The 20,768-nt window shown below is 49.2% G+C and carries 33 protein-coding genes; 31 read left to right on the forward strand and 2 right to left on the reverse strand.

The features are described from left to right. Nucleotides 1–81 precede the first annotated feature (81 nt). From OXN82_RS01360 to rtcA, 4 genes are all read left to right on the forward strand, one after another. Complete coding sequence (locus tag OXN82_RS01360) at nt 82–348, forward strand: hypothetical protein (protein ID WP_238523396.1); 267 nt, start codon at nt 82–84, stop codon at nt 346–348. Between the two features lie 107 nt (nt 349–455). After that, nucleotides 456–977: a TIGR00288 family NYN domain-containing protein gene (locus OXN82_RS01365; RefSeq protein WP_321211664.1), complete on the forward strand. Its 522-nt coding sequence runs from the start codon at nt 456–458 to the stop codon at nt 975–977. Between the two features lie 9 nt (nt 978–986). Beyond that, nucleotides 987–2,126, forward strand: coding sequence for a TIGR03576 family pyridoxal phosphate-dependent enzyme (locus OXN82_RS01370; RefSeq protein ID WP_321211665.1), 1,140 nt, complete (start codon nt 987–989; stop codon nt 2,124–2,126). Nucleotides 2,127–2,277: 151 nt separating this feature from the next. Continuing rightward, nucleotides 2,278–3,282, forward strand: coding sequence for an RNA 3'-terminal phosphate cyclase (rtcA, locus tag OXN82_RS01375; protein ID WP_321212129.1), 1,005 nt, complete (start codon nt 2,278–2,280; stop codon nt 3,280–3,282). A 50-nt stretch (nt 3,283–3,332) separates the two neighbouring features. Here rtcA and OXN82_RS01380 read toward each other — a convergent pair whose 3' ends face one another. Together OXN82_RS01380 and OXN82_RS01385 are read right to left on the reverse strand one after the other, a co-directional pair. Then, nucleotides 3,333–4,118, reverse strand: a complete 786-nt coding sequence (locus OXN82_RS01380) for a biotin--[acetyl-CoA-carboxylase] ligase (protein WP_321211666.1) — start codon at nt 4,116–4,118, stop codon at nt 3,333–3,335. A 4-nt stretch (nt 4,119–4,122) separates the two neighbouring features. Beyond that, nucleotides 4,123–5,598, reverse strand: a complete 1,476-nt coding sequence (locus OXN82_RS01385) for an acetyl-CoA carboxylase biotin carboxylase subunit (RefSeq protein ID WP_321211667.1) — start codon at nt 5,596–5,598, stop codon at nt 4,123–4,125. An 83-nt stretch (nt 5,599–5,681) separates the two neighbouring features. Between OXN82_RS01385 and OXN82_RS01390 the strand changes: the two genes are divergently transcribed. The 27 genes from OXN82_RS01390 to secY all read left to right on the forward strand — a co-directional run bounded on the left by OXN82_RS01390 (nt 5,682) and on the right by secY (nt 20,740). Then, a complete protein-coding gene (locus tag OXN82_RS01390) occupies nt 5,682–6,314 on the forward strand; it encodes an METTL5 family protein (RefSeq protein ID WP_321211668.1) in 633 nt (210 codons plus the stop codon). A 319-nt stretch (nt 6,315–6,633) separates the two neighbouring features. Further along, nucleotides 6,634–7,434 (forward strand): putative RNA uridine N3 methyltransferase, encoded by an 801-nt coding sequence (locus OXN82_RS01395; protein ID WP_321211669.1) that lies wholly within the window; start codon nt 6,634–6,636, stop codon nt 7,432–7,434. A gap of 29 nt (nt 7,435–7,463) precedes the next feature. Beyond that, a complete protein-coding gene (rpl3p, locus tag OXN82_RS01400; RefSeq protein WP_321211670.1) occupies nt 7,464–8,477 on the forward strand; it encodes a 50S ribosomal protein L3 in 1,014 nt (337 codons plus the stop codon). A gap of 12 nt (nt 8,478–8,489) precedes the next feature. Beyond that, nucleotides 8,490–9,254, forward strand: coding sequence for a 50S ribosomal protein L4 (gene rpl4p / locus OXN82_RS01405; protein ID WP_321211671.1), 765 nt, complete (start codon nt 8,490–8,492; stop codon nt 9,252–9,254). 21 nt (nt 9,255–9,275) lie between these two features. Beyond that, nucleotides 9,276–9,536, forward strand: coding sequence for a 50S ribosomal protein L23 (locus OXN82_RS01410; protein WP_048060727.1), 261 nt, complete (start codon nt 9,276–9,278; stop codon nt 9,534–9,536). Nucleotides 9,537–9,557: 21 nt separating this feature from the next. Beyond that, nucleotides 9,558–10,283 carry a 50S ribosomal protein L2 gene (locus OXN82_RS01415; RefSeq protein ID WP_013295316.1) on the forward strand — a complete coding sequence of 242 codons (726 nt, stop codon included), beginning with the start codon at nt 9,558–9,560 and terminating at the stop codon, nt 10,281–10,283. A 17-nt stretch (nt 10,284–10,300) separates the two neighbouring features. Beyond that, nucleotides 10,301–10,711 carry a 30S ribosomal protein S19 gene (gene rpsS, locus OXN82_RS01420; protein ID WP_074358568.1) on the forward strand — a complete coding sequence of 137 codons (411 nt, stop codon included), beginning with the start codon at nt 10,301–10,303 and terminating at the stop codon, nt 10,709–10,711. A gap of 12 nt (nt 10,712–10,723) precedes the next feature. Beyond that, the gene (gene rplV, locus OXN82_RS01425; protein WP_321211674.1) at nt 10,724–11,185 is read left to right on the forward strand and encodes a 50S ribosomal protein L22; all 462 of its coding nucleotides are present in this window, start codon (nt 10,724–10,726) and stop codon (nt 11,183–11,185) included. Nucleotides 11,186–11,188: 3 nt separating this feature from the next. Further along, nucleotides 11,189–12,007 (forward strand): 30S ribosomal protein S3, encoded by an 819-nt coding sequence (locus OXN82_RS01430; protein ID WP_321211675.1) that lies wholly within the window; start codon nt 11,189–11,191, stop codon nt 12,005–12,007. A 46-nt stretch (nt 12,008–12,053) separates the two neighbouring features. After that, nucleotides 12,054–12,248 carry a 50S ribosomal protein L29 gene (gene rpmC / locus OXN82_RS01435; RefSeq protein ID WP_013295320.1) on the forward strand — a complete coding sequence of 65 codons (195 nt, stop codon included), beginning with the start codon at nt 12,054–12,056 and terminating at the stop codon, nt 12,246–12,248. A 12-nt stretch (nt 12,249–12,260) separates the two neighbouring features. Continuing rightward, a complete protein-coding gene (gene yciH / locus OXN82_RS01440) occupies nt 12,261–12,566 on the forward strand; it encodes a stress response translation initiation inhibitor YciH (protein ID WP_010875652.1) in 306 nt (101 codons plus the stop codon). Nucleotides 12,567–12,575: 9 nt separating this feature from the next. After that, entirely contained in the window at nt 12,576–12,857 is a 282-nt protein-coding gene (gene rnp1, locus OXN82_RS01445; protein WP_013295321.1) for a ribonuclease P protein component 1, read from the forward strand. 10 nt (nt 12,858–12,867) lie between these two features. Continuing rightward, entirely contained in the window at nt 12,868–13,188 is a 321-nt protein-coding gene (locus OXN82_RS01450; protein WP_010875654.1) for a 30S ribosomal protein S17, read from the forward strand. A gap of 1 nt (nt 13,189) precedes the next feature. Then, nucleotides 13,190–13,588, forward strand: a complete 399-nt coding sequence (locus tag OXN82_RS01455) for a 50S ribosomal protein L14 (RefSeq protein WP_013295322.1) — start codon at nt 13,190–13,192, stop codon at nt 13,586–13,588. A gap of 9 nt (nt 13,589–13,597) precedes the next feature. Further along, complete coding sequence (rplX, locus tag OXN82_RS01460; RefSeq protein WP_013295323.1) at nt 13,598–13,951, forward strand: 50S ribosomal protein L24; 354 nt, start codon at nt 13,598–13,600, stop codon at nt 13,949–13,951. 2 nt (nt 13,952–13,953) lie between these two features. Continuing rightward, on the forward strand, nt 13,954–14,682 hold the full coding sequence (locus OXN82_RS01465) for a 30S ribosomal protein S4e (protein ID WP_013295324.1): 729 nt from the start codon (nt 13,954–13,956) through the stop codon (nt 14,680–14,682). Continuing rightward, nucleotides 14,683–15,189 (forward strand): 50S ribosomal protein L5, encoded by a 507-nt coding sequence (locus tag OXN82_RS01470; RefSeq protein WP_013295325.1) that lies wholly within the window; start codon nt 14,683–14,685, stop codon nt 15,187–15,189. A 2-nt stretch (nt 15,190–15,191) separates the two neighbouring features. Next, nucleotides 15,192–15,344, forward strand: coding sequence for a 30S ribosomal protein S14 (locus OXN82_RS01475; RefSeq protein ID WP_010875659.1), 153 nt, complete (start codon nt 15,192–15,194; stop codon nt 15,342–15,344). Nucleotides 15,345–15,358: 14 nt separating this feature from the next. Continuing rightward, the gene (locus OXN82_RS01480) at nt 15,359–15,751 is read left to right on the forward strand and encodes a 30S ribosomal protein S8 (RefSeq protein ID WP_013295327.1); all 393 of its coding nucleotides are present in this window, start codon (nt 15,359–15,361) and stop codon (nt 15,749–15,751) included. Nucleotides 15,752–15,759: 8 nt separating this feature from the next. Further along, entirely contained in the window at nt 15,760–16,293 is a 534-nt protein-coding gene (locus OXN82_RS01485) for a 50S ribosomal protein L6 (protein ID WP_321211676.1), read from the forward strand. A gap of 13 nt (nt 16,294–16,306) precedes the next feature. Continuing rightward, nucleotides 16,307–16,633 carry a 50S ribosomal protein L32e gene (locus tag OXN82_RS01490; protein ID WP_321211677.1) on the forward strand — a complete coding sequence of 109 codons (327 nt, stop codon included), beginning with the start codon at nt 16,307–16,309 and terminating at the stop codon, nt 16,631–16,633. A 108-nt stretch (nt 16,634–16,741) separates the two neighbouring features. Then, on the forward strand, nt 16,742–17,188 hold the full coding sequence (locus tag OXN82_RS01495) for a 50S ribosomal protein L19e (RefSeq protein WP_013295330.1): 447 nt from the start codon (nt 16,742–16,744) through the stop codon (nt 17,186–17,188). An 11-nt stretch (nt 17,189–17,199) separates the two neighbouring features. After that, nucleotides 17,200–17,778 carry a 50S ribosomal protein L18 gene (locus tag OXN82_RS01500; protein ID WP_321211678.1) on the forward strand — a complete coding sequence of 193 codons (579 nt, stop codon included), beginning with the start codon at nt 17,200–17,202 and terminating at the stop codon, nt 17,776–17,778. 2 nt (nt 17,779–17,780) lie between these two features. Continuing rightward, nucleotides 17,781–18,425, forward strand: coding sequence for a 30S ribosomal protein S5 (rpsE, locus tag OXN82_RS01505; RefSeq protein WP_013295332.1), 645 nt, complete (start codon nt 17,781–17,783; stop codon nt 18,423–18,425). A gap of 12 nt (nt 18,426–18,437) precedes the next feature. Continuing rightward, nucleotides 18,438–18,896, forward strand: coding sequence for a 50S ribosomal protein L30 (rpmD, locus tag OXN82_RS01510; protein WP_237780071.1), 459 nt, complete (start codon nt 18,438–18,440; stop codon nt 18,894–18,896). A gap of 15 nt (nt 18,897–18,911) precedes the next feature. Next, the gene (locus tag OXN82_RS01515) at nt 18,912–19,352 is read left to right on the forward strand and encodes an uL15 family ribosomal protein (RefSeq protein WP_321211679.1); all 441 of its coding nucleotides are present in this window, start codon (nt 18,912–18,914) and stop codon (nt 19,350–19,352) included. Nucleotides 19,353–19,369: 17 nt separating this feature from the next. Beyond that, complete coding sequence (secY, locus tag OXN82_RS01520; protein WP_321211680.1) at nt 19,370–20,740, forward strand: preprotein translocase subunit SecY; 1,371 nt, start codon at nt 19,370–19,372, stop codon at nt 20,738–20,740. Nucleotides 20,741–20,768 lie beyond the last annotated feature (28 nt).

Consider the following 20,768-nt stretch of genomic DNA (forward strand, 5'->3'; position numbering starts at 1 on the left):
TATAACTGTGCGAGTGATATGATGTCCGATAAAAAGATTGAGAATGAGCTTAAAAAGAGAATAAATCAATTTAAAAAACTTTTGAAGAATGATGATGAACGTGAGAACTTTTATAACAACATATGTGGTTCCGAAATCCTTGTGAGGATTGAAATATTTCTCCCCTCAAGCAACCCTGAAAGGTACTATGACGGGCTTTTCCTTTACCTCAATGATGAGGGCAGAATAGTGAACGCAGAGTACTACTACAATGAGGGCGGTGAGGGGGCCATCACACAGCTCGACGATAAATCCCTTGAGGTTGTAAGGGAACTCTTTGAGGATGAACTATCACTTGAGATCGAATAATCAGGGGATTTTCGGGGGGCTACACCGGACTTAAGAAACTTTAACTTTATTTATAATAACTTCAATAATTATTATGATTAAATTTTTTTAGTGGAGGATTCAATACCATGCGAAGTTTTGAAAAACTGACTTCCCTTAAGGAATACATTCCCATCAAGAAAAAGGAGGGCGGTGAAAAGAACATTGGCCTTCTTGTGGATGGGCCGAACATGCTCAGAAAGGAATTCAGTCTGAACCTGGACCTTGTAAGGAAGATAATGTCTGAATACGGGAATATGCGTGTTGGAAAGGTTCTTCTGAACCAGTACGCCTCTGATAAACTGATAGAGGCCATTGTGAACCAGGGCTTTACACCAATTGTCGTGGCTGGAGATACGGATGTCTACATGGCTGTTGAGGCCATGGAACTGATATACAACCCTAATATTGATATAATAGCCCTTATGACACGCGACGCTGATTTTCTACCAATAATAAACAAGGCAAAGGAAAACGGTAAGGATACAATTGTGATAGGCGCCGAGCCAGGTTTCAGTGCTGCACTTCAGAATTCTGCGGACCATGCCATAATCCTGAAACCAGAGAATGGCAGACCAAAGAAGGGGCATGTTGCCGGGGAAACTGATTGAATGGGTGATTTGATGTTCCATGATCACCTGAATGAAGTTAGGCGCAGGGAACACGCCCTCCAGATAATAGGGGAGCGTATTGCCAGCGGGGGCCGTGAGGGAATATATGATCTCACGGGTCTTTCAGGGGGCTTTCCCCTTGAGATGGAGGATATTGGTCTCCTTGAGACGTACGTGGGGCCGGCGGTCTTTGAGGAGAGACTCCAGATAGCTGGCAGAAAGCACATGGGCGGTGAGATGGTGGCCGCCTTTAACAGGACAAGCAGCGCAATACTTGCATCCATCCTGGAACTTGCAGAACAAGGTTCACTGGTTGTGCACTACCTCCCGGAGCTCCCATCCCACCCATCCATCCCGGCAAGCACCCAACTGGCAGGAGCAAGGTACCATGAGACAGATGACTTCACCGAGGATATACCCGAAAACACATCTCTCGTGGTCGTGACCGGTTCGACAATGGACCACCGGGTGATTGATGAATCGGAGCTCAAGAATGTAATTGAAAGGGCCCACTCGGCCGGGGTACCGGTACTTGTTGATGATGCATCAGGCGCCAGGCTTAGGACGGTTCTATTTAACCAGAAGAGGGCATGTGACCTGGGAGCGGACCTTGCAGTTACAAGCACAGATAAACTGATGCACGGGCCAAGGGGGGGTCTTCTCGCAGGAAGATCCGACCTTGTGGAGCGGGTTAAATCAAGGGCCTACCGGTTTGGACTTGAGGCCCAGCCACCACTTATCGCTGCAATGGTGAGGGCACTGGAGAGCTTCGACCCATCTGAAATTCTCAACGCCCTTGAGAGGAAGGAGTACCTTTTTGAGGCTCTGAGGGACCTCAATGTGGAGGAGACACCCACGGGTATCATGATAAAACCGGATTCACTTGAGAAACTCTATGATTCCACATACACCGGTGATGAAATTGGCGTGGCCCTTTCAATGCTGCTCCTCTCTGACCATGGAATAATAACCATACCCGCTGTGGGGATGCCAGGGGCATCAAAGACACTGAGGTTTGACCTGGCATCAAGGGACGCAGAGAGGCTTGAGCCTGAACTTCTGAGGGAGGCAATTGAGGACGCAGTGGATAAACTTTCTGGCATCATCAGCGACAGGAAAATGATGGAGAAACTTATCTTAGGGTCATGAGGTTTTTGTGGGCCTTCATGCGCTGAATGGTTTCTCAATGCCAGGAATAATTTTTTTTATCAAATGAAATTTTTACAGTTTAGCACAAAAACCGAAAATGGGCACATCTGAAAGATTCTGAGTTTATCAGGGAGGTGTCAGGCTGATAGTTATTGATGGATCAGAGGGCGAGGGTGGGGGAGCCGTTGTAAGGGTTTCCACAGCCCTTGTAGCCCTGGAATCATGCAGGATACGGATATACAATATCAGGGCCCGCAGGCCAAGGAAGGGACTGTCACACCAGCACCTCACTGCTGTGAGGGCAATTGCAGAGATAAGCAATGGCAGACTCAGGGGGGATGAACTCGGGTCAATGGAACTTGAGTTTTCACCGGGACGTGTTGAAGGCGGGAAATTTGAATTTGACATAAAAACCGCTGGAAGCACGGGACTTGTCCTCCAGGCCATAATGATCGCTTCCACAGCCTCCAGAGGGGAACTGGATCTAACCGTGAGGGGCGGCACCGATGTCCTCTGGGCACCCACAGCAGACTACCTCAGGGAGGTGACGCTCCCCATCCTTGGTATGATGGGTTACACCGCAAAACTTGAATTAATTGAGAGGGGCTACTATCCCGAGGGTGGAGGTGTGGTCAATGCAACCATTGAGCCATCCACCCTCAGACCCCTGGTACTTGAAGGTGCAGAAATTCACTGTATAAGGGGTGTTTCCCACTCCAGGAACCTTCCGATCCATGTTGCTGAGAGGCAGGCGGAATCAGCCAGAAAGATCCTTGAGAGAACAGGACTCGATGTTGATATACGTGTTGAGGACGCCTCCGGTTCACTGGGAAGGGGCTCGGGTATCACACTCTGGGCCGAGGGTAACACAAGGCTCGGTGCCACTTCACTGGGAAAACCAGGAAAGAGGGCGGAACTGGTTGGGGCGGAAGCCGCAGAGGAACTTCTGGGTTTCATAGAATCTGGCAGAGCCCTTGACAGGTACATGGGCGATCAGATCATCCCCTACATGGCCATCGCAGGAAATTCAAGAGTTTCAACTTGTGAACTCACACTTCACGCAGAGACCAATATAATGCTTGCAGAAAAGATAACAGGAAGGAAATTCAGGGTGGATGGTGAACGCGGGGGGCCAGCCATAATCGAGGCCCTCTGATGGGTATTCAAAAAATCAGGTTAAAGGTGGCACCTGGAGGGCCACCACTATCAGAGGTGTATGCATTCACCGGATATTACTTTGCGGAGTGTTCCATCGTCCAGTTCCAGTATGAGGGCGCCCTCGCTGTTTATGCCGATGGCCTCACCACGGACGATCTCACCCAGCTGCTTCCTTATTTCAACACGCCTGCCGATCGTCTTTGACATCTTCCTCCATTCTCTTAGAATTTTATCCATTTTGCCCTCCTTGAAGGAATCATAGACATCCTCAAAGTTTTTAAGGAACCTTGATATCAGTTCACTGGATTTTATGTCCCTCTGGAGTTCATTCTTAATGGAGGTCGCCCCTTCCCTGAGGTCCTCCGGGAAGTGGCTGATATCCACGTTGGTATCGATCCCCACACCGACAACCACGTATTCGAGGGTATTGAACCTTGCATGGGCCTCTGTGAGTATTCCGCATACCTTTTTATCTCCGATGAGTATATCATTGGGCCACTTTATTCCCACGTCCAGTCCACATTCCTCCTTCAGTGTCCGGGCAACTGCAACACCGGTTACCAGTGTTAGGAGGGGGGCCGTTGATGGGTGAACCTCTGGCCTGAGTATGATGGACATCCATATCCCGCCCTGGGGTGATATCCAGGGTTTACCCCTCCTACCCCTTCCGCGGGACTGGGTCCTTGCAATTACAACTGTACCCTCCGGGGCGCCATCCTCTGCCATCCTCTTGGCCACATTGTTTGTGGAGTCCACCTCATCGAAGCATTTCACTTCATGCCCTATGTACCTGGTTTTTACCTCAACTTCGCATGGATCATAGTAATCCTCCATACCATCACCCCCTTCTTGAGTGCATGTATGCCCCTATGGCTGCAGATATTGCTGCAACCTTCTTTGGTGGTAGAAATGTTGAGTGGAGGCGTTCGACCATCTCCTGGTCCTCTTTGACAATCTTCTGCATCTCAGCGTCTATACCACGCCTGTATTCATCCACAAAGTGTGTGTGAAGTTCCCCCCTCTGGAATGCCTCATTTTTCATTATTGCCTTGTGGAAGGGTATTGTGGTTCTGACACCCAGTATGATGTACTCGCTGAGGGCACGCCGCATACGGTTTATTGCCTCCTGACGGTCCATTCCCCATACTATGAGTTTGGATATCATGGAGTCGTAGAATGGTGGTATCTCATAGTTCATGTAAACCCCGCTGTCAACCCTGACACCTATTCCACCCGGGGATCTGTAACCTGTGATCTTACCGGGGTTCGGGGCGAAATCTGATAGGGGGTCCTCTGCATTTATCCTGCACTCAATTGCATGGCCCCTTATTGTTATGTCCTCCTGTCTGCAGGAGAGTTCCTCCCCTGAGGCTACCCTTATCTGTTCCTTAACAAGGTCCACACCGGTGATCACCTCGGTTATTGGGTGCTCAACCTGTATCCTGGTGTTCATCTCAAGGAAGTAGAAGTCCCCGTTTGAATACAGGAACTCAACTGTCCCTGCATTCTCATAACCTATATACTCGGCGGCCTTAACTGCGGCTGAACCCATTCTTTCCCTCAGTTCAGGGGTCATGATGGGTGATGGTGCCTCCTCCACCAGTTTCTGGTGCCGCCTCTGTATTGAACACTCCCTGTCTGCAAGGTGGATAACGTTTCCATGTTCATCTGCCATCACCTGGAATTCAATGTGACGGGGCTTTTCAAGGTACTTCTCTATGTATACCGTCGGATCCCCGAATGCTGATGCCGCCACAGACTGGGTGGATTCCATAGCCCTTATGAGTTCGTCCTCCTCGTAGACGGTCCTCATGCCTATTCCACCCCCACCTGCTGAAGCCTTTATGATGACAGGGTAGCCGATTGAATCAGCTATCTCAGCGGCCTCGTCAGGGTCACTCACACCCTTATCGGTTCCAGGGATGACAGGGACCCCTGCCTTCTTCATGAGCTTCTTTGATGTTATCTTATCCCCCATGGCCTCGATGACGGAACTTTTGGGACCTATCAGTTTGATTCCGTGTTTTTCACACTCCTCCCCGAGGCCCGGGTTCTCTGCCAGGAAACCATAACCTGGATGGATGGCCTCGGCACCGCTTTCCTCGGCCACATCTATTATCCTGTCTATTCTCAGGTAGCTCTGGGATGGGGATGGTTTACCTATTTCGTATGCCTCATCGGCGTACCTTGTAAAGAGCGCATTCTTATCGGCTTCGGAGTAAACAGCCACGCTTTTTATCCCGAGCTCCCTGCATGCGCGCATAACTCTTATTGCTATTTCACCACGGTTTGCAACGAGGATTTTGCTGAACATCTGACTGCACCCTGAAATTTATAACACATATATATTATATTGGGGTAACTCTTTTTAAGTCTACCACCTTCAGTTATGGTACCATGAGGAGAAAGAGACACCTTGAGATGCTTCTTGAGCGCATCCCTCCCCACCCCCACCCTGACCCGGGCCTTGAACAGTACCTCACCCCGGCACATGTGGCCGCGGAGGTCCTCTGGGCAGCCAGGGCCATGGGGGATATCGAGGGAAGAACCGTTGCGGACCTTGGATGCGGTACGGGTATCCTGGGTATTGGGGCGGCGCTTCTTGGCGCAGAGAGGGTTTACTGTGTGGATGTGGATGCAGCTGCACTTGAAGTTGCAGAGGATGTGGCTGAGGATCTGGGCCTGGGAAACATCCAGTTCATCAAGGCAGATATCCGTGATCATGGGGATCTGGTTAAGGTCACAGGGAGGGTTGATACTGTAGTCCAGAATCCCCCCTTTGGTTCACAGGAAAGGGCTGATAGGGGTGCCGACAGGGTTTTCATGGAGGCGGCATCGGTCATGGGGAGGGTTGTGTACTCATTCCACATGGCAGGCTCTGAGGACTTTGTGAGGCGCTACTATGAGGGTCTGGGGGGGAGGGTGACCCACAGACTCCCTGTTGAATTTCCGATACGCCGCACCTACAGTTTCCACAGAATGGAGGTCTCCAATGTGGGTGTTGTGGTGGTGAGGGTTGTTTTCGGGTGATCTGTTGGTTTGGGGTGGTTTGCTGGTTGAGGGTGTGGGTGTTGTGGTGGTGAGGGTTGTTTTCGGGTGATCTGTTGTTTCATGTGGCTGCTGGTTGATGATCTGCCTCTGGAGTTTAAGCATGGGATTATTTTAGCGCCACCTGTGGGACCTCCAGCGGAAACTTTAAATATGGTTACTGTACAATTTTTAGTACCTATTGCAATCTGCGGTGGATCCGCTCACATTGTATAACGGGATATACGATGTGGTCTGTGGTTTTACTTGCCCAGTCTGCATTGTGGAAATATTTATAAAAGATTAGGACAAAGATTAATAAATGAATAGAGTAGATTTGTCCATATTTATCCCGGATTCGCTGACGGCAGAGACAGGGGATCTCAAAATAAAGACCTACAAGGTGGGTCTTATTGGAAGGGCTGCAGCGATATTCGGGGTTAACCGCATAGTGATCTATCACGATGATGCAGACGGAGAGGCAGGATTTATCAGGGATATCCTGAACTATATGGATACCCCCCAGTACCTTCGCAGGAAGGTTTTCCCGATAATGAAGGAGTTGAAACATGTGGGTATACTCCCACCTCTGAGAACTCCTCATCACCCAACTGGAAAACCCGTGGCTGGAGAATACAGACAGGGATTAACAGTCAAAAGGGTAAAAAAAGGAACTCTTGTGGATATTGGCGCAGATAAACTTGCACTGTGCAGGGAAAAACTCACTGTAAATAGGGTAATGAGTTTCAGGGTTATCCGGCTGGGTAAGGAAATACTGATAGAGCCAGATGAACCAGAGGATAGATACTGGGGATATGAGGTTCTGAGCACCGAACAGGGCCTCTCAAAGAGCCTGAAAACAGTGGATGCCGATGTTGCGGTGGCAACATCAAGGTATGCTTCGCCCATTACTTCTATTCTGGATGAAGTAAAGTCAAAGGTGGAGGGCGCCCGCAGGGTGGCCATCCTGTTTGGCGGTCCTTACAAGGGATTACCAGAGATCGATGCGGATGTGTGGGTTAACACCATTCCAGGACAGCGTACAGAAACTGTAAGGACTGAAGAGGCTGTTTTAGCTACTCTCTCAGTATTCAATATGCTAACTCAGATTGATGAAAAATGAATATGAATGATGTAAGGAGGTAAACTTAAATGGCTAGACATCATCAACCAAGAAAAGGATCAGTTGCATTCAGTCCAAGAAAAAGGGCGGCAAGGGAAACCCCCAGGGTCAAGTCATGGCCCCAGGTGGATGAACCTGGACTGCTTGCCCTGGCAGGCTACAAGGCAGGGATGACCCACGTAATGATGGTTGATAACCAGAAAAATTCCCCCACAGAGGGGATGGAGGTTTCAACTCCAGTCACAATACTTGAGGTCCCACCTCTAACCGTGATGGCCGTTAGGGCCTATGAAAAGACAAGCAGGGGCCTTAAGACCCTTGGAGAGGTCCTGGCCACCGAGACAAAGGAGGACCTCAGAAGGAAGCTCACCCCACCTGCAGAGGACTATGACCAGGAGGCCGCAATCGAAAGGATAAGGTCAAACATGGAATACGTTGCAGACGTCAGGGTTATTGTACACACGAACCCCAGACTCGCAAGCGTACCCAAAAAGAAACCTGAGGTCTTTGAGTGCGGCCTTGGAGGTAAGATCCCTGAGGAGAAATTCGAATACGCGCTGGAAATACTCGGCAAGGATGTGAGGGCATCAGAGATATTCTCCGAGGGAGCCTTCGTTGATGCCATAGCCGTGACAAAAGGTAAGGGATTCCAGGGTCCCGTTAAGAGATGGGGTATAAGGATACAGTACGGTAAGGCTGCAAGAAGCAGTAAGGGAAGACACATAGGGTCACTGGGTCCATGGACACCATCAAGGACCATGTGGACAGTTCCACAGGCAGGGCAGATGGGTTACCACAGGAGGACCGAGTACAACAAACAGATACTCAAGATCGGTGACGCCAGCGAGGCAGACCAGGTAAACCCCAGCGGTGGATTCGTAAGGTACGGTCTTGTCAGGAACGATTATGTAATGGTTAAGGGGTCAGTTCCAGGCCCAACAAAGAGGCTTGTGGTGCTCAGGAAGGCCATAAGGGCTGCAGGTAAGCAGGAAGAGGCACCCCAGATAAACTACATCAGCACAGCATCAAAACAAGGAGTATAAGAGTGGTTCAAAATGAAGATCAAGGTTTATTCCCTAGAAGGTGAAGCCATAGATGAAATGGAACTTCCTGAAATTTTCAATGAGGAGTTCAGGCCCGACGTGATAAAGAGGGCTGTTCTATCAGCACAGACCGCGAGGGTACAGCCATGGGGTCCAGACCCAATGGCAGGTAAAAGGACCTCTGCCAAGTCCTATGGTGCCGGACGCGGTGTTGCAATGGTTCCACGTATAAAGAATGGTTCAAGGGCAGCCTTCGTTCCCCAGGCAGTTGGCGGTAGAAGGGCCCACCCACCGAGGCCACAGAAGAACTACCATGAGAGGATAAACAGAAAGGAAAGGAGACTGGCAATAAGGTCCGCCGTTGCAGCAACAGCCATGAGGGACCTTGTGGAGGCAAGGGGCCACCGCATAGAGAATGTACCCCAGGTGCCCCTGGTGGTTGACGATGAACTCTCCAGAATCAAAAGGACAGCGGATACAAGGGAAGTCTTCAGGAAACTTGGAATCATGGACGACATCGTGAGGGCAAAGGAAGGTAAAAAGATAAGAGCTGGAAAGGGAAAGATGAGGGGGAGGAAGTACAGGACACCCAAAGGTCCGCTCATAGTTGTTGGCGAGGATAAAGGTATTGCGCTGGGCGCAAGAAACCACCCTGGTGTGGACGTTGTTACCGTGGAAAACCTCAACGCAGAACTCCTCGCACCTGGAACCCACCCTGGAAGACTGACCGTCTTTACAAGATCAGCAATAGAAAAACTTGAGGGACTCTTTCAGTAAAAATTAGGTGACGGTGTAATTATGGATCCATATGCTGTTATCATGAAGCCACATGTCACAGAAAAGAGCATGAACCTTATAGATCAGAACAACGAGCTGGCATTTGTGGTTATGAGAAAAAGCACAAAAAAGGATGTTAGAAGGGCATTCGAGGAACTCTTTGCAGTTAAGGTTGAGAGGGTTAACACCCAGGTAACCCCAAGGGGCCAGAAGATTGCCTACATAAAACTGGCAAAGGAACACAGTGCAGAGGATATAGCTGTTAAACTGGGAGTATTCTAGAATAATGAGGAGGATATTCAGATGGGAAAAAGGTTAATATCACAGAGGAGAGGAAGGGGAACTCCCACTTACAGAAGTGCATCCCACCGCTTCAAGGGCAAAATAAAATACCGTGCATACGACTCCCTTGAAAGTGACGGATGTCTCAGGGGAAAGGTCGTTGACATAATGCACGACCCTGGAAGGACAGCCCCTGTTGCCCTTGTGAAATTTGAAAACGGTGAGAAGAACCTCATACTCGCACCTGAGGCTTTAATGCTTGATGAAGAGATTGAGTGCGGGGCAAAGGCAAAGGTCAAACCTGGAAACTCACTTCCACTCAGTGAAATTCCAGAGGGGACACCCATATACAACATTGAAAACAGACCAGGAGACGGAGGCAAACTGGTGAGGTCCTCCGGTACCTACGCTTCTCTAATCACCCATGATGCTGACAAGGCGGTTATTGAACTCCCATCAGGTGAACTCAAGGCACTCAACCCACAGTGCCGGGCAACCGTTGGTGTCGTTGCTGGAGGAGGAAGAAGGGAGAAACCATTCCTCAAGGCAGGTAAGAAGTACCATGCCCTCAGGGCCAAGGGTAAGAAGTCAGTTACAGTCAGGGGTGTTGCCATGAACGCAGTCGACCACCCACACGGTGGTGGAAACAGACAGCACCCAGGTAGGCCAACAACTGTCTCAAGGCATGCTCCTCCAGGAAGGAAGGTTGGTTCAATAGCTGCCAGAAGAACAGGGAAAAGGAGATAAAAAAAGGAGGTGACCTATTGGCACGTAAAGAATTTAGGTATCGCGGCTACACCTTGGAAGAACTGCAGGAGATGCCACTTGACGATGTAATCAAGTTGTTCCCATCAAGGCAGAGAAGATCCCTCAAGAGGGGATTCCTACCAAGGCAGAAGAAGGTACTTGAGAAGATAAGGAAGATAAAAAAAGAGGGAAAGACTGAGGGAAGACCACCGGTCATCAGGACACACTGCAGGGACATGATAGTGCTGCCTGAGATGGTTGGGATGACCTTCGGCATCCACAACGGAAACGAATTTGTGGAGGTCACAATCCAGCCAGAAATGATCGGCTGCTACTTCGGTGAATTTGCACCTACAAGGAAGAAGGTTGAGCACGGAGATCCCGGTATGGGAGCTACAAGATCCTCAATGTTCGTGCCTCTTAAATAAGGAGACTAGACAATGGCTAAGGTTAAATACGCTTATAAAGAGGAAGACAGGTCAAAAACAGCCAGGGCTTCAGCGACTCACCTCAAGATTTCACCAAAGCACGCTGTGGAGATATGCAGGGAGATCCGGGGAATGGAACTCGAGAAGGCCAAAAGATACCTTGAGGAGGTTATCAGGATGGAGAGGCCGGTGGCATTCAAGAGATACAACCGGAAGGTCGGCCACAGGAGGGGCCTCAGCGGATGGGCCAGCGGCCGTTACCCTGTTAAGGCAGCAGGTCAGATACTGAAGGTCCTTGAAAATGCCGAGGCCAACGCAGAGTACAAGGGACTCGACACCGAGAAACTCAGGATAGTCCACATATCCAGCCACCGCGGGCCAGTTATAAGGGGCTGGATTCCAAGGGCCTTTGGAAGGGCCACACCATTCAACACACCAACAACACACGTTCAGATAGTTCTGGGGGAGGCATAGATTTTGATAGAGAAAGATTTTGTCGTTGAAGGGCTCAGAAGGACAAGGATAGACGAATACCTTGAAAAGGAACTTGAAAGGGCAGGCTACGGTGGCATGGATGTTCAGGTCACCCCTATGGGTACAATGGTTGTCGTCTACGCTGAAAGGCCAGGTATGGTAATTGGACGTGGCGGTAAGACAGTGAGGGCAATTACCCAGAAACTCAAAAGCAAGTTCAACCTTGAAAACCCCCAGGTTGAGGTCAAGGAGGTTGATGTGCCTGAACTCAACCCCCGTATAATGGCCCACAAGATAGCTGCCATGCTCCAGAGGGGCATGCACTTCAGGAGGGTTGCATACACCACAATGAGGAGGATCATGGCTGCAGGTGCCCAGGGTGTTGAGGTTACCATCTCAGGTAAGATAAGGGGTGCCCGTTCAGCCACAGCCAAATTCACAGACGGCTACATAAAGAAGTGCGGCGAACCCTCAACCAAACACGTCAAGGAAGGATTCGCAACAGTGCAGCTCAAACCAGGTGTTCTGGGGGTATACGTCCGCATAATGCCTCCCGAAGTTGTACTTCCAGACAAGGTTGAAATAGAGGCTCCTAAAGTAACTGAAACTCCCTCAGAAGAACCTGCAGAACAGGTTGAATCCGTTGAGGAGATTGAGGATCTTGAGAAGGTCGAGGATCTCGAGGAGATAGAGGAGATTGAGGATCTCGAGGAGATAGAGGAGATTGAGGATCTTGAGGAGGTCGAGGATCTCGAGGAAGACCTTGAATCAGCGGAAGAAACAGAGAAAGAGGACACAGATGGTGAAGAATCTGAAAAGTAATATATATGGACAGATTCATATCAGTGAATAATAGAAAGGGATTGAAATGGCGATACTTAGGAGCGAAGAGATAAGGGAAATGGATAGGGAGGAACTCCAGAAGAAGCTGGATGAACTCAAGGCAGAATATGCCAGATACATTTCCAAGAGCGCTGCTGCCGGGATCCATGAAAACCCCGGCAAGATGAGGGAAATCCGAAGAACAATAGCCCGTGTTCTCACCATCATGAATGAAAAATAGAAGGAGAAATAAATGAAAATCTGCGATGTTTGCGGTCTTCCGGAGGAACTTTGCGTCTGTGAGGAAATAGCACGCGAAGTTCAGACATTAAAGGTATACACAGTGAGGCGAAGATTCGGTAAAGTGATGACCATCATAGAGGGCATCGATGAACACGATATTGACATAAAGGAGCTCACAAAGATACTGAAGGCAAGATGTGCCTGTGGAGGTACTGCCAAGAAAGGCCAGATAGAACTTCAGGGGGACCATAAGAAGAAGGTCAAGGAAGTTCTAGCGGATATGGGCTTTTCATCAGACACGATAGAGATAAGGTAGGGGTTTACATTGATAACCCCCCGTAACATTTTCAGACATGAGCTTATTGGCCTTTCTGTGAGAATAGCCAGGAGTGTTCACAGGGACATTCAGGGAATATCGGGAAGAGTCGTGGATGAAACCAGGAACACCCTTAAAATTGAACTGGAGGATGGCAGGGAGATAACGGTTCCAAAGGGAATAGCCGTCTTCCATTTCAGAACACCAGAGGGTGAAGTGGTTGAGATTGATGGTGGAGCTCTGGTAGCTCGTCCTGAGGAGAGAATAAAGAAGAAATTTAGAAAACCATAGTGGTGATAGAATGGTCGGCATTGATGTTCCAGAACCTAAATCTAAATGTAGTGATCCTAACTGTCCTTTCCACGGGGACCTCCCATTGAGGGGTCAGATACTGGAAGGAACTGTCGTCAGTGACAAGGCAGAAAGGACAGTAACCGTTGAAAGGAGTTTCTACAAATTTATACGCAAATATGAGAGATACGAAAAGAGAAAATCCAAGATAAAGGCTCACAAACCTGACTGCATAGATGTCAGGGTAGGGGACACAGTGAAAATTGCTGAATGCAGACCCCTCAGCAAGACTAAGAACTTTGTAGTGGTCGAGGTGAAGGGGGAAGAGTAAGATGAAGGCAATAGCATCCAAGGTTACAAGGGCTTTACCTGTAGGGGCCAGACTCCAGTGTGTTGACAACACAGGCGCAAGGGAAGTTGAGATAATCTCTGTCAGAGGATACAAGGGTGTTCGCAGGAGACTCGCAGCAGCCGGTGTTGGCGACATGGTCGTGGTCTCTGTGAAGAAGGGAACAGTGGACATGAGGAGGGAAGTCCTCAACGCTGTTGTTGTGAGACAGAAAAAGGAATACAGAAGACCTGACGGATTGAGGGTGAAATTCGAGGATAATGCTGCAGTTATAGTGAGCCCAGAGGGAGTCCTCAAGGGTTCAGAGATAAGGGGTCCTGTTGCAAAGGAAGCAGCCGACAGGTGGCCCAGCGTGGGAAGTGCAGCCAGCATAATAGTATAGGGTGATAGAATGTCAAAACAACCCAGAAAGCAGAGGAAATACATTTATGAAGCACCATTACACGCTCGTCGCAAAATGATGAGCGCAGCCCTAAGCAGAGAACTCAGGGAGGAATACGGTAGAAGGTCCCTGCCAGTGAGGAAGGGAGATAAGGTTGAGGTTCTCCGCGGTGACTTCAAGGGACACGAGGGTAAGGTGGAGAAGGTGGACCTCAAGAGGTACAGGGTCTACGTTGAGGGCGCCACAATACAGAAGGTGGACGGAACCTCAGTTTACTTCCCGATACACCCCTCAAACATCAGAATAATTGACCTCAACCTTGACGATGAGAAGAGAATGAAAATATTAGAACGGAAGGGATAAACATGGCGATAATGGCATCAAGAAAGCACCTTAAACGTTTCAGATCACCAAGTCACTGGCCCATTCATCCCAAGGAATACAAGTGGACCGTAAAGCCATCCCCGGGTCCCCATGCAATTGAGGCATCATTGCCCCTGATGATCATTGTGAGGGACATCCTTGGGGTTGCAGACAATGCAAGGGAAGCCAGGAAGATCATAAACAGCGGTGAGGTCCTGGTGGATGGAAGGCCAAGGAAGAACTACAAATTCCCTGTGGGGTTCATGGACGTTGTGAGCATACCCCGCACAGGTGAGGTCTACAGGGTTCTCCCTGATGAAAGGGGAAGGCTGGTCTTACACCCCATTGGTGAGGAGAACGCGGGCTTCAAGCTCTGCAAGATAGTTAACAAGACAACCATCAGGGGCGGGAAAACCCAGCTCAACCTCCACGACGGCCGCAACTACCTCTCAGAGGACGAGTTCCGCGTGGGGGATGTTGTGAAGCTGGCGGTGCCTGAACAGGAAATCCTTGAGAGGATACCCTTTGAGAAGGGCAGCCTTGGCCTTGTAACAGGGGGCCGCCACACAGGTGAAATTGGAAGAATCAAGAAGATAAACATAACCAGGTCATCAATGCCAAACACAGCGGTCATTGAGACCGAAGCAGGGAAGACATTCCTCACACTCAAGGATTACGTGTTTGTCATTGGAAAGGACGAGTCAGTGATCTCACTTCCAGGAGGTAAATAGATGAACCCCATGGAGGAAGTAAGGATATTCAAGGTCACCCTTAACATAGGTGTCGGTGAAGGGGGTGAAAGGCTTGCAAGGGCTGAAAGGCTTCTTGAGGAGATGACAGGCCAGAAGCCTGTGAGGACCCACTCAAAGGTCACAAATCCTGAGTTTGGTATAAGGAAAAAGCAGCCCATTGCATGCAAGGTCACCCTCCGCGGTGAAAGGGCCGAAAAGGTACTCAGAATGTTCCTTGAGGGAATAGGGAACAGATTGAAGGCCAGCCAGTTTGATGAATACGGTAACGTTTCAATGGGTATCGAGGAACACATCGACATACCTGGAATGAAGTACGACCCTGAGATAGGGATATTCGGTATGAACCTTTCTGTGACCTTTGAGAAGCCAGGTCACAGGATAAGCAGACGAAGGATACAGCGCAAAAAGGTTCCTGAAAAGCACAGGGTCAGCCGGGAAGAGGCAATAGACTTTATGAAGGAAAAATTCCAGGTTAAAATAGTCTGAAGGTGATTGTTTTGCCAAGGAAATATGGAAAGGCATCAAGGAAATGTTCAAGATGCGGGGATCACTCTGCCCTGGTCAGAAGATATGGATTAATGCTCTGCAGGCAGTGCTTCAGGGAACTCGCACCTAAAATCGGGTTTAAAAAGTACAACTGAAAGAGGTGTTTACTGTGACTCTTATGGATCCTCTCGCAAACGCCCTGACCAACATAAGGAACAATGAGATAAGGGGTAATGTCAAGTGCAGGATAACCCCTGCATCAAAGCTCATAGGGCGTGTGCTGAGAACAATGCAGAAGGAAGGCTACATCGGGGAATTCGAATACGTTGATGACGGCAGGGCCGGAAAATTCATCGTTGAACTTGAGGGAAACATAAACCAGTGTGGGGTTATAAAACCCAGACACGCTGTTAAAAAGGACGAATTCGAAAAATTTGAGAAAAGATATCTGCCAGCTAAAAACTTCGGGATAATAATCGTATCAACCCCTGAGGGAATAATGACCCATAAAGAGGCCAAGGACAGGGGTATCGGCGGTAGACTGCTGGCTTACGTCTACTAGGTGATAACATGGTTCTAGCAGCTATGATCCGGGAAGAAATACCCATCCCTGAGGATGTTAACGTCACCATAGATGGTGAAGTTAAGGTTAAGGGTCCAAAGGGTGAACTCTCCCGAAAATTTAACCACTCAGAGATATCAATGGCCGTTGAGGACGATAAGGTGGTCCTTGAGGTTAAATTCCCAAAGAAAAAGGACAAGGCAATGATAGGGACAGTTAAGGCCCATATAAACAACATGATAAGGGGCGTCACCGAGGGATTCACCTACCGCATGAAGATAGTGTACGCCCACTTTCCAATGAGTGTGAAGGTGGCAGGGGATAAGGTTCTAATAGAGAACTTCCTCGGGGAACGCCACCCAAGGACCGCAAAGATAGTGGGAGATACAAAGGTCCAGGTAAAGGGCGACGAGGTTGAAGTAACAGGCATCAACAAGGAACACGTGGGACAGACAATGGCGAACCTCGAACAGGCCACCAAGATTAAGGGAAGGGACCCAAGGGTTTTCCAGGACGGCATATACCTTGTGAGCAAGGAGTAGGGATGGTGATTCGATGAGGAAAAAATTTAAACGACAGGAATACGCCCGATACAAAAAACTGGGGGAAAAATGGAGGAGGCCCAGGGGTAAAACAAGTAAAATGAGAAGATATGAAAAGGGCAAACCTGCAATGCCTGCGATTGGCTACAGGAAGCCAAGGGACCAGAGGGGTCTCCACCCATCAGGATATGAGGACATCCTTGTTTCCAGCATGAGGGAACTTGAGGAACTGGACCCTGAAAACCAGGCTGCAAGGATAGCATCAACTGTGGGTGCCAGGAAAAAGACACTCATGCTTGAAAAGGCAAGGGAACTTGGCATAAAAGTTCTGAATCCATAAAATGGGGCTGGAAGGGGTCTTATTTTCCAGTCCAGGGAAAACACTTTAAGGGGATGCCCGATTTTTCGGGTCTATCAGCAAATTGCTGAACACAAGGAGGTTTCTTGAATGAATCTTACTACTCAGAAAAGATTAGCTGCAGACATACTGAAAGTAGGGGTTAACAGGATATGGATTGACCCTGAGAGGATCGACGAGGTCTCAAGGGCAATAACCAGGGACGGTGTAAAGCAGCTAATAAAGGACGGCGCAATAAAGGCTAAACCAAAAAAGGGCATAAGCAGTTACAGGTCAAAAAAGATAGCCCAGCAGAAAAAGAAGGGAAGAAGAAGAGGACCTGGAAGCATAAAAGGTGCTAAGGGCGCCAGAAAACCAAGGAAAGAGGAATGGATGACCACGATAAGGGCTCTGAGGAAGGACCTCAGGGAGATGAGGGACAACCGCGAAATAAACAAGAGCACCTATCGTAAACTCTACAAGATGGCAAAGGGCGGAGCCTTCAAGAGCAAATCTTACATGAAAACCTATGCCCGGGACCACGACATGCTCAGGTAGGAGGGATCTGATTGGCACATGGACCGAGATACAAGATGGCATTTAGAAGACGAAGGGAAGGTAAAACTGATTACCGGGCCCGCTATAAGATGGTGGAAACAGGCAAATCAAGGCTTGTTGTCAGAATAACCACGTATCATGTTATTTCACAGATAATCAACGTGGGAATGGATGGGGACGAAACACTGGTCTCAGCCCACTCAAAGCAGCTCCAGAAAATGGGATGGCTTGGAGGCACAAGCAATACAGCAGCAGCATACCTGACAGGATACCTCTGCGGTAAAAGGGCTCTGAAGGCAGGTATAGAGGAAGCTGTCCTTGACATAGGACTCAGACCTGCCATAAGGGGTTCAAAGGTATTCGCAGCACTTAAAGGGGCTGTTGACGCAGGGCTCAAAGTACCACACGGTGAATCAGTACTTCCCGACGAATCAAGGATAAGGGGCGAACACATAAAGGAATATGCAGAATCCCTTGACGAGGAAGAACGCAAGAAGAGGTTTTCAAGGTACCTTGAAAGGGGTCTTTCCCCTGAGGACCTGCCTGAACACTTTGAAGAAATAAAAAACAGGATAGATGAAGAGGTATGATTATGAACTTCAACATGGAGGAATGGGAGCCAAGGACCAACCTTGGACGCCTTGTGAAGGAGGGTGTCATAACAAGTATCGATGAGATCTTTGAAGAGGGACACCCAATAATGGAACTTGAGATAATCGATGCACTGCTTCCTGACCTCGAGGAGGAGGTCATTGACGTTAACCTTGTCCAGAGGATGCACAAATCAGGAAGGAAGGTCAACTTCAGGGTCATAGTGGCAGTGGGCAACAAGGACGGATACGTTGGACTCGGACAGGGCAAGGCCAGAGAGGTTGGACCTGCAATCAGGAAGGCAGTTGACGATGCAAAATTCAACCTTATAAAGGTCAGAAGAGGCTGCGGTGACTGGGGATGTGTCTGTGGAAGGGAACACACAGTACCCTTCAAGGTCTCAGGCAAGAGTGGAAGTGTCCGCGTAACCCTCATACCAGCACCGGGTGGTGTTGGACTTGCAATAGGTGACGTTGGCAAGACCATAATGAGGCTTGCAGGTATAGATGATGTATGGTCACATACACGTGGACAGACACAGACCACAGTCAACTTTGCCAGGGCAACCTTCGATGCCCTCAAACAGCTGAGCAAGGTAAAGGCAAGCGAAAAGGACCTTAAAAACCTGGGTGTTTGCAGTACCTGAAGGTGATTCCAGATGTTCGCAGTAGTAAGGGTAAGGGGATCAGCGGGTGTCCGAAGGGACATAGCTGACACCATGGAGATGTTAAGACTCAACAGGATAAACCACGCAGTACTGGTTGAGGACACACCCAGCTACCTTGGCATGCTCCAGAAGGCCAAGGACTACATAACCTGGGGTGAAATTGACCAGGAAACCCTGACAGCCATGATAGCCAAGAGGGCAAGAATCATCGGAGGGGAAAGGTTAACCGATGAATACATAAAGGAAAACACAGAGTATGATTCAGTGGAAGAATTTGCAGGGGCTGTCTTCAGGGGTGAGGTTAAACTTGAGGACGCAGGAATAAAACCTGTGTTCAGGTTACACCCCCCGAGAAAGGGATATGAGGCCATAAAAAAGGCCTTCAATGAGGGAGGAAGCCTCGGATACCGTGGCGAGAAGATAAATGACCTCTTGAAGAGGATGATCTAAGCGGAGGAATTACTCATGATCCGAAAAAGACGAAAGATCACAAGGATGAGGGGCTCACGTACCGTGGGTGGAGGATGCTCCAAGAAGAGAAGGGGAGCAGGTCACCGCGGAGGTAGAGGACAGGCCGGTGGACACAAACACCACTGGACATGGATCGTCAAGTACGACCCGAAACACTTTGGAAAGTACGGTTTCAAAAGGCCCCAGAAACTCATAAAGAGGCTGGAAACAGTTAACCTTGCCTACATCGACGAAAGGATTCCTGACCTCCTTGAGAAGGGAATCGCATCTGAAGAGGACGGAATTGTGGTTCTGGATGTAAGGGATCTTGGCTTCGAAAAGGTCCTTGGAAGCGGAAGGATCACACGACCCGTCCACATCAAGGCCCTTGAGTTCTCTGAGAGTGCCGTTGAGAAGATCACAGAGGCCGGGGGAAAGGCTGAAGTGATAGAGTAAACCAGCATTGACAAGGAGTGGAGCAGTTGAAGGAAAAATTTGAGCCCATATTCTCAGTCCTGCCCCAGGTAAAATCACCTGGCTACAGGGTACCATTCAGGGAGAAACTCAAATGGACAGGTATAATCCTTGTCCTCTATTTCTTCCTGGCCCAGATACCACTCTACGGTTTAAGCCCAAGGGCTGTGGACCAGTTCGCCCAGCTGAGGGCTGTTCTTGCAGGAAACTTCGGTTCAATACTCACACTGGGTATAGGACCCATTGTGTCAGCATCAATCATACTCCAGCTTCTGGTTGGAGGTAAGATACTGAAACTGGACCTCTCGAAGCATGAGGATAAGGCCTTTTTCCAGGGACTGCAGAAGCTCCTTGCCATCGTATTCACCTTCTTTGAGGCACTGATCTTTGTACTGACAGGGTCACTGGCACCATCAGCCCCCCAGTTTGTCTGGATACTCATACTGCAGCTCACCATTGGAGGAATACTCATAATATTCCTCGATGAGGTTGTATCCAAATGGGGCTTTGGTAGCGGTGTTGGACTTTTCATTGCAGCAGGCGTATCCCAGGAGATAATTGTGGGTGCCTTCAACCCCCTCTCTGCACCCACACAGCCAGGGGTACCCGCCGGTAGAATAACAGGTTTCCTCTACCTCCTCTTCACAGGGCAGAGTCCTGACTTCCAGTACTACGTCCTGCCTGTACTGGCCCTCATTGGAGTTTTCCTCGTCGTTGTCTATGCCGAGAGTATGAGGGTGGAGATACCCATATCCATGGGAGGGGGTAAGAGGCTCTCAAGGGGCGCTGTCGGAAAGTACCCCCTGCGTTTCATATACGCCAGTAACATGCCGGTTATACTGACAAGCGCACTCCTCCTGAATGTTCAGTTAATGGCGAACGTGTTCCAGAAACTTGGCTACCCCATACTTGGTACTGTAAGCAATGGGCAGGCGGTTGATGGGCTCGCATATCTTCTCACAGCTCCACGCTCAATCGACGCCCTCATACTGGACCCATTCAAGGTACTGTTCTATGCGGTTGTATTCATAGGGCTCTGTGTCCTCTTTGCCTGGCTCTGGGTTGAGATAAGTAACATAGGTCCAAAGCATGTTGCAAAACAGCTTTACCAGATGGGTATGCAGATTCCTGGTTTCAGGAGCAGCAGGGGGCAGTTCGAGAAGATACTGAAACGCTACATACCCACAATAACGATACTGGGAGGGGCATTTGTGGGGCTCCTTGCATTCGTGGCTGACCTGACGGGTTCTCTTGGCGGAGGTACAGGTGTCCTTCTAACGGTGGGTATAGTTTACAGGCTCTATGAGGAGATTGCCCAGGAACAGCTGATGGATATGCACCCCATACTCAGAAGCTTCCTGGGAGATTAGGATAATCTTTTAATCCATGGGAGTGGTA

It is taken from the genome of Methanothermobacter sp. DP (assembly GCF_026692625.1).
Classification (GTDB): domain Archaea; phylum Methanobacteriota; class Methanobacteria; order Methanobacteriales; family Methanothermobacteraceae; genus Methanothermobacter; species Methanothermobacter marburgensis.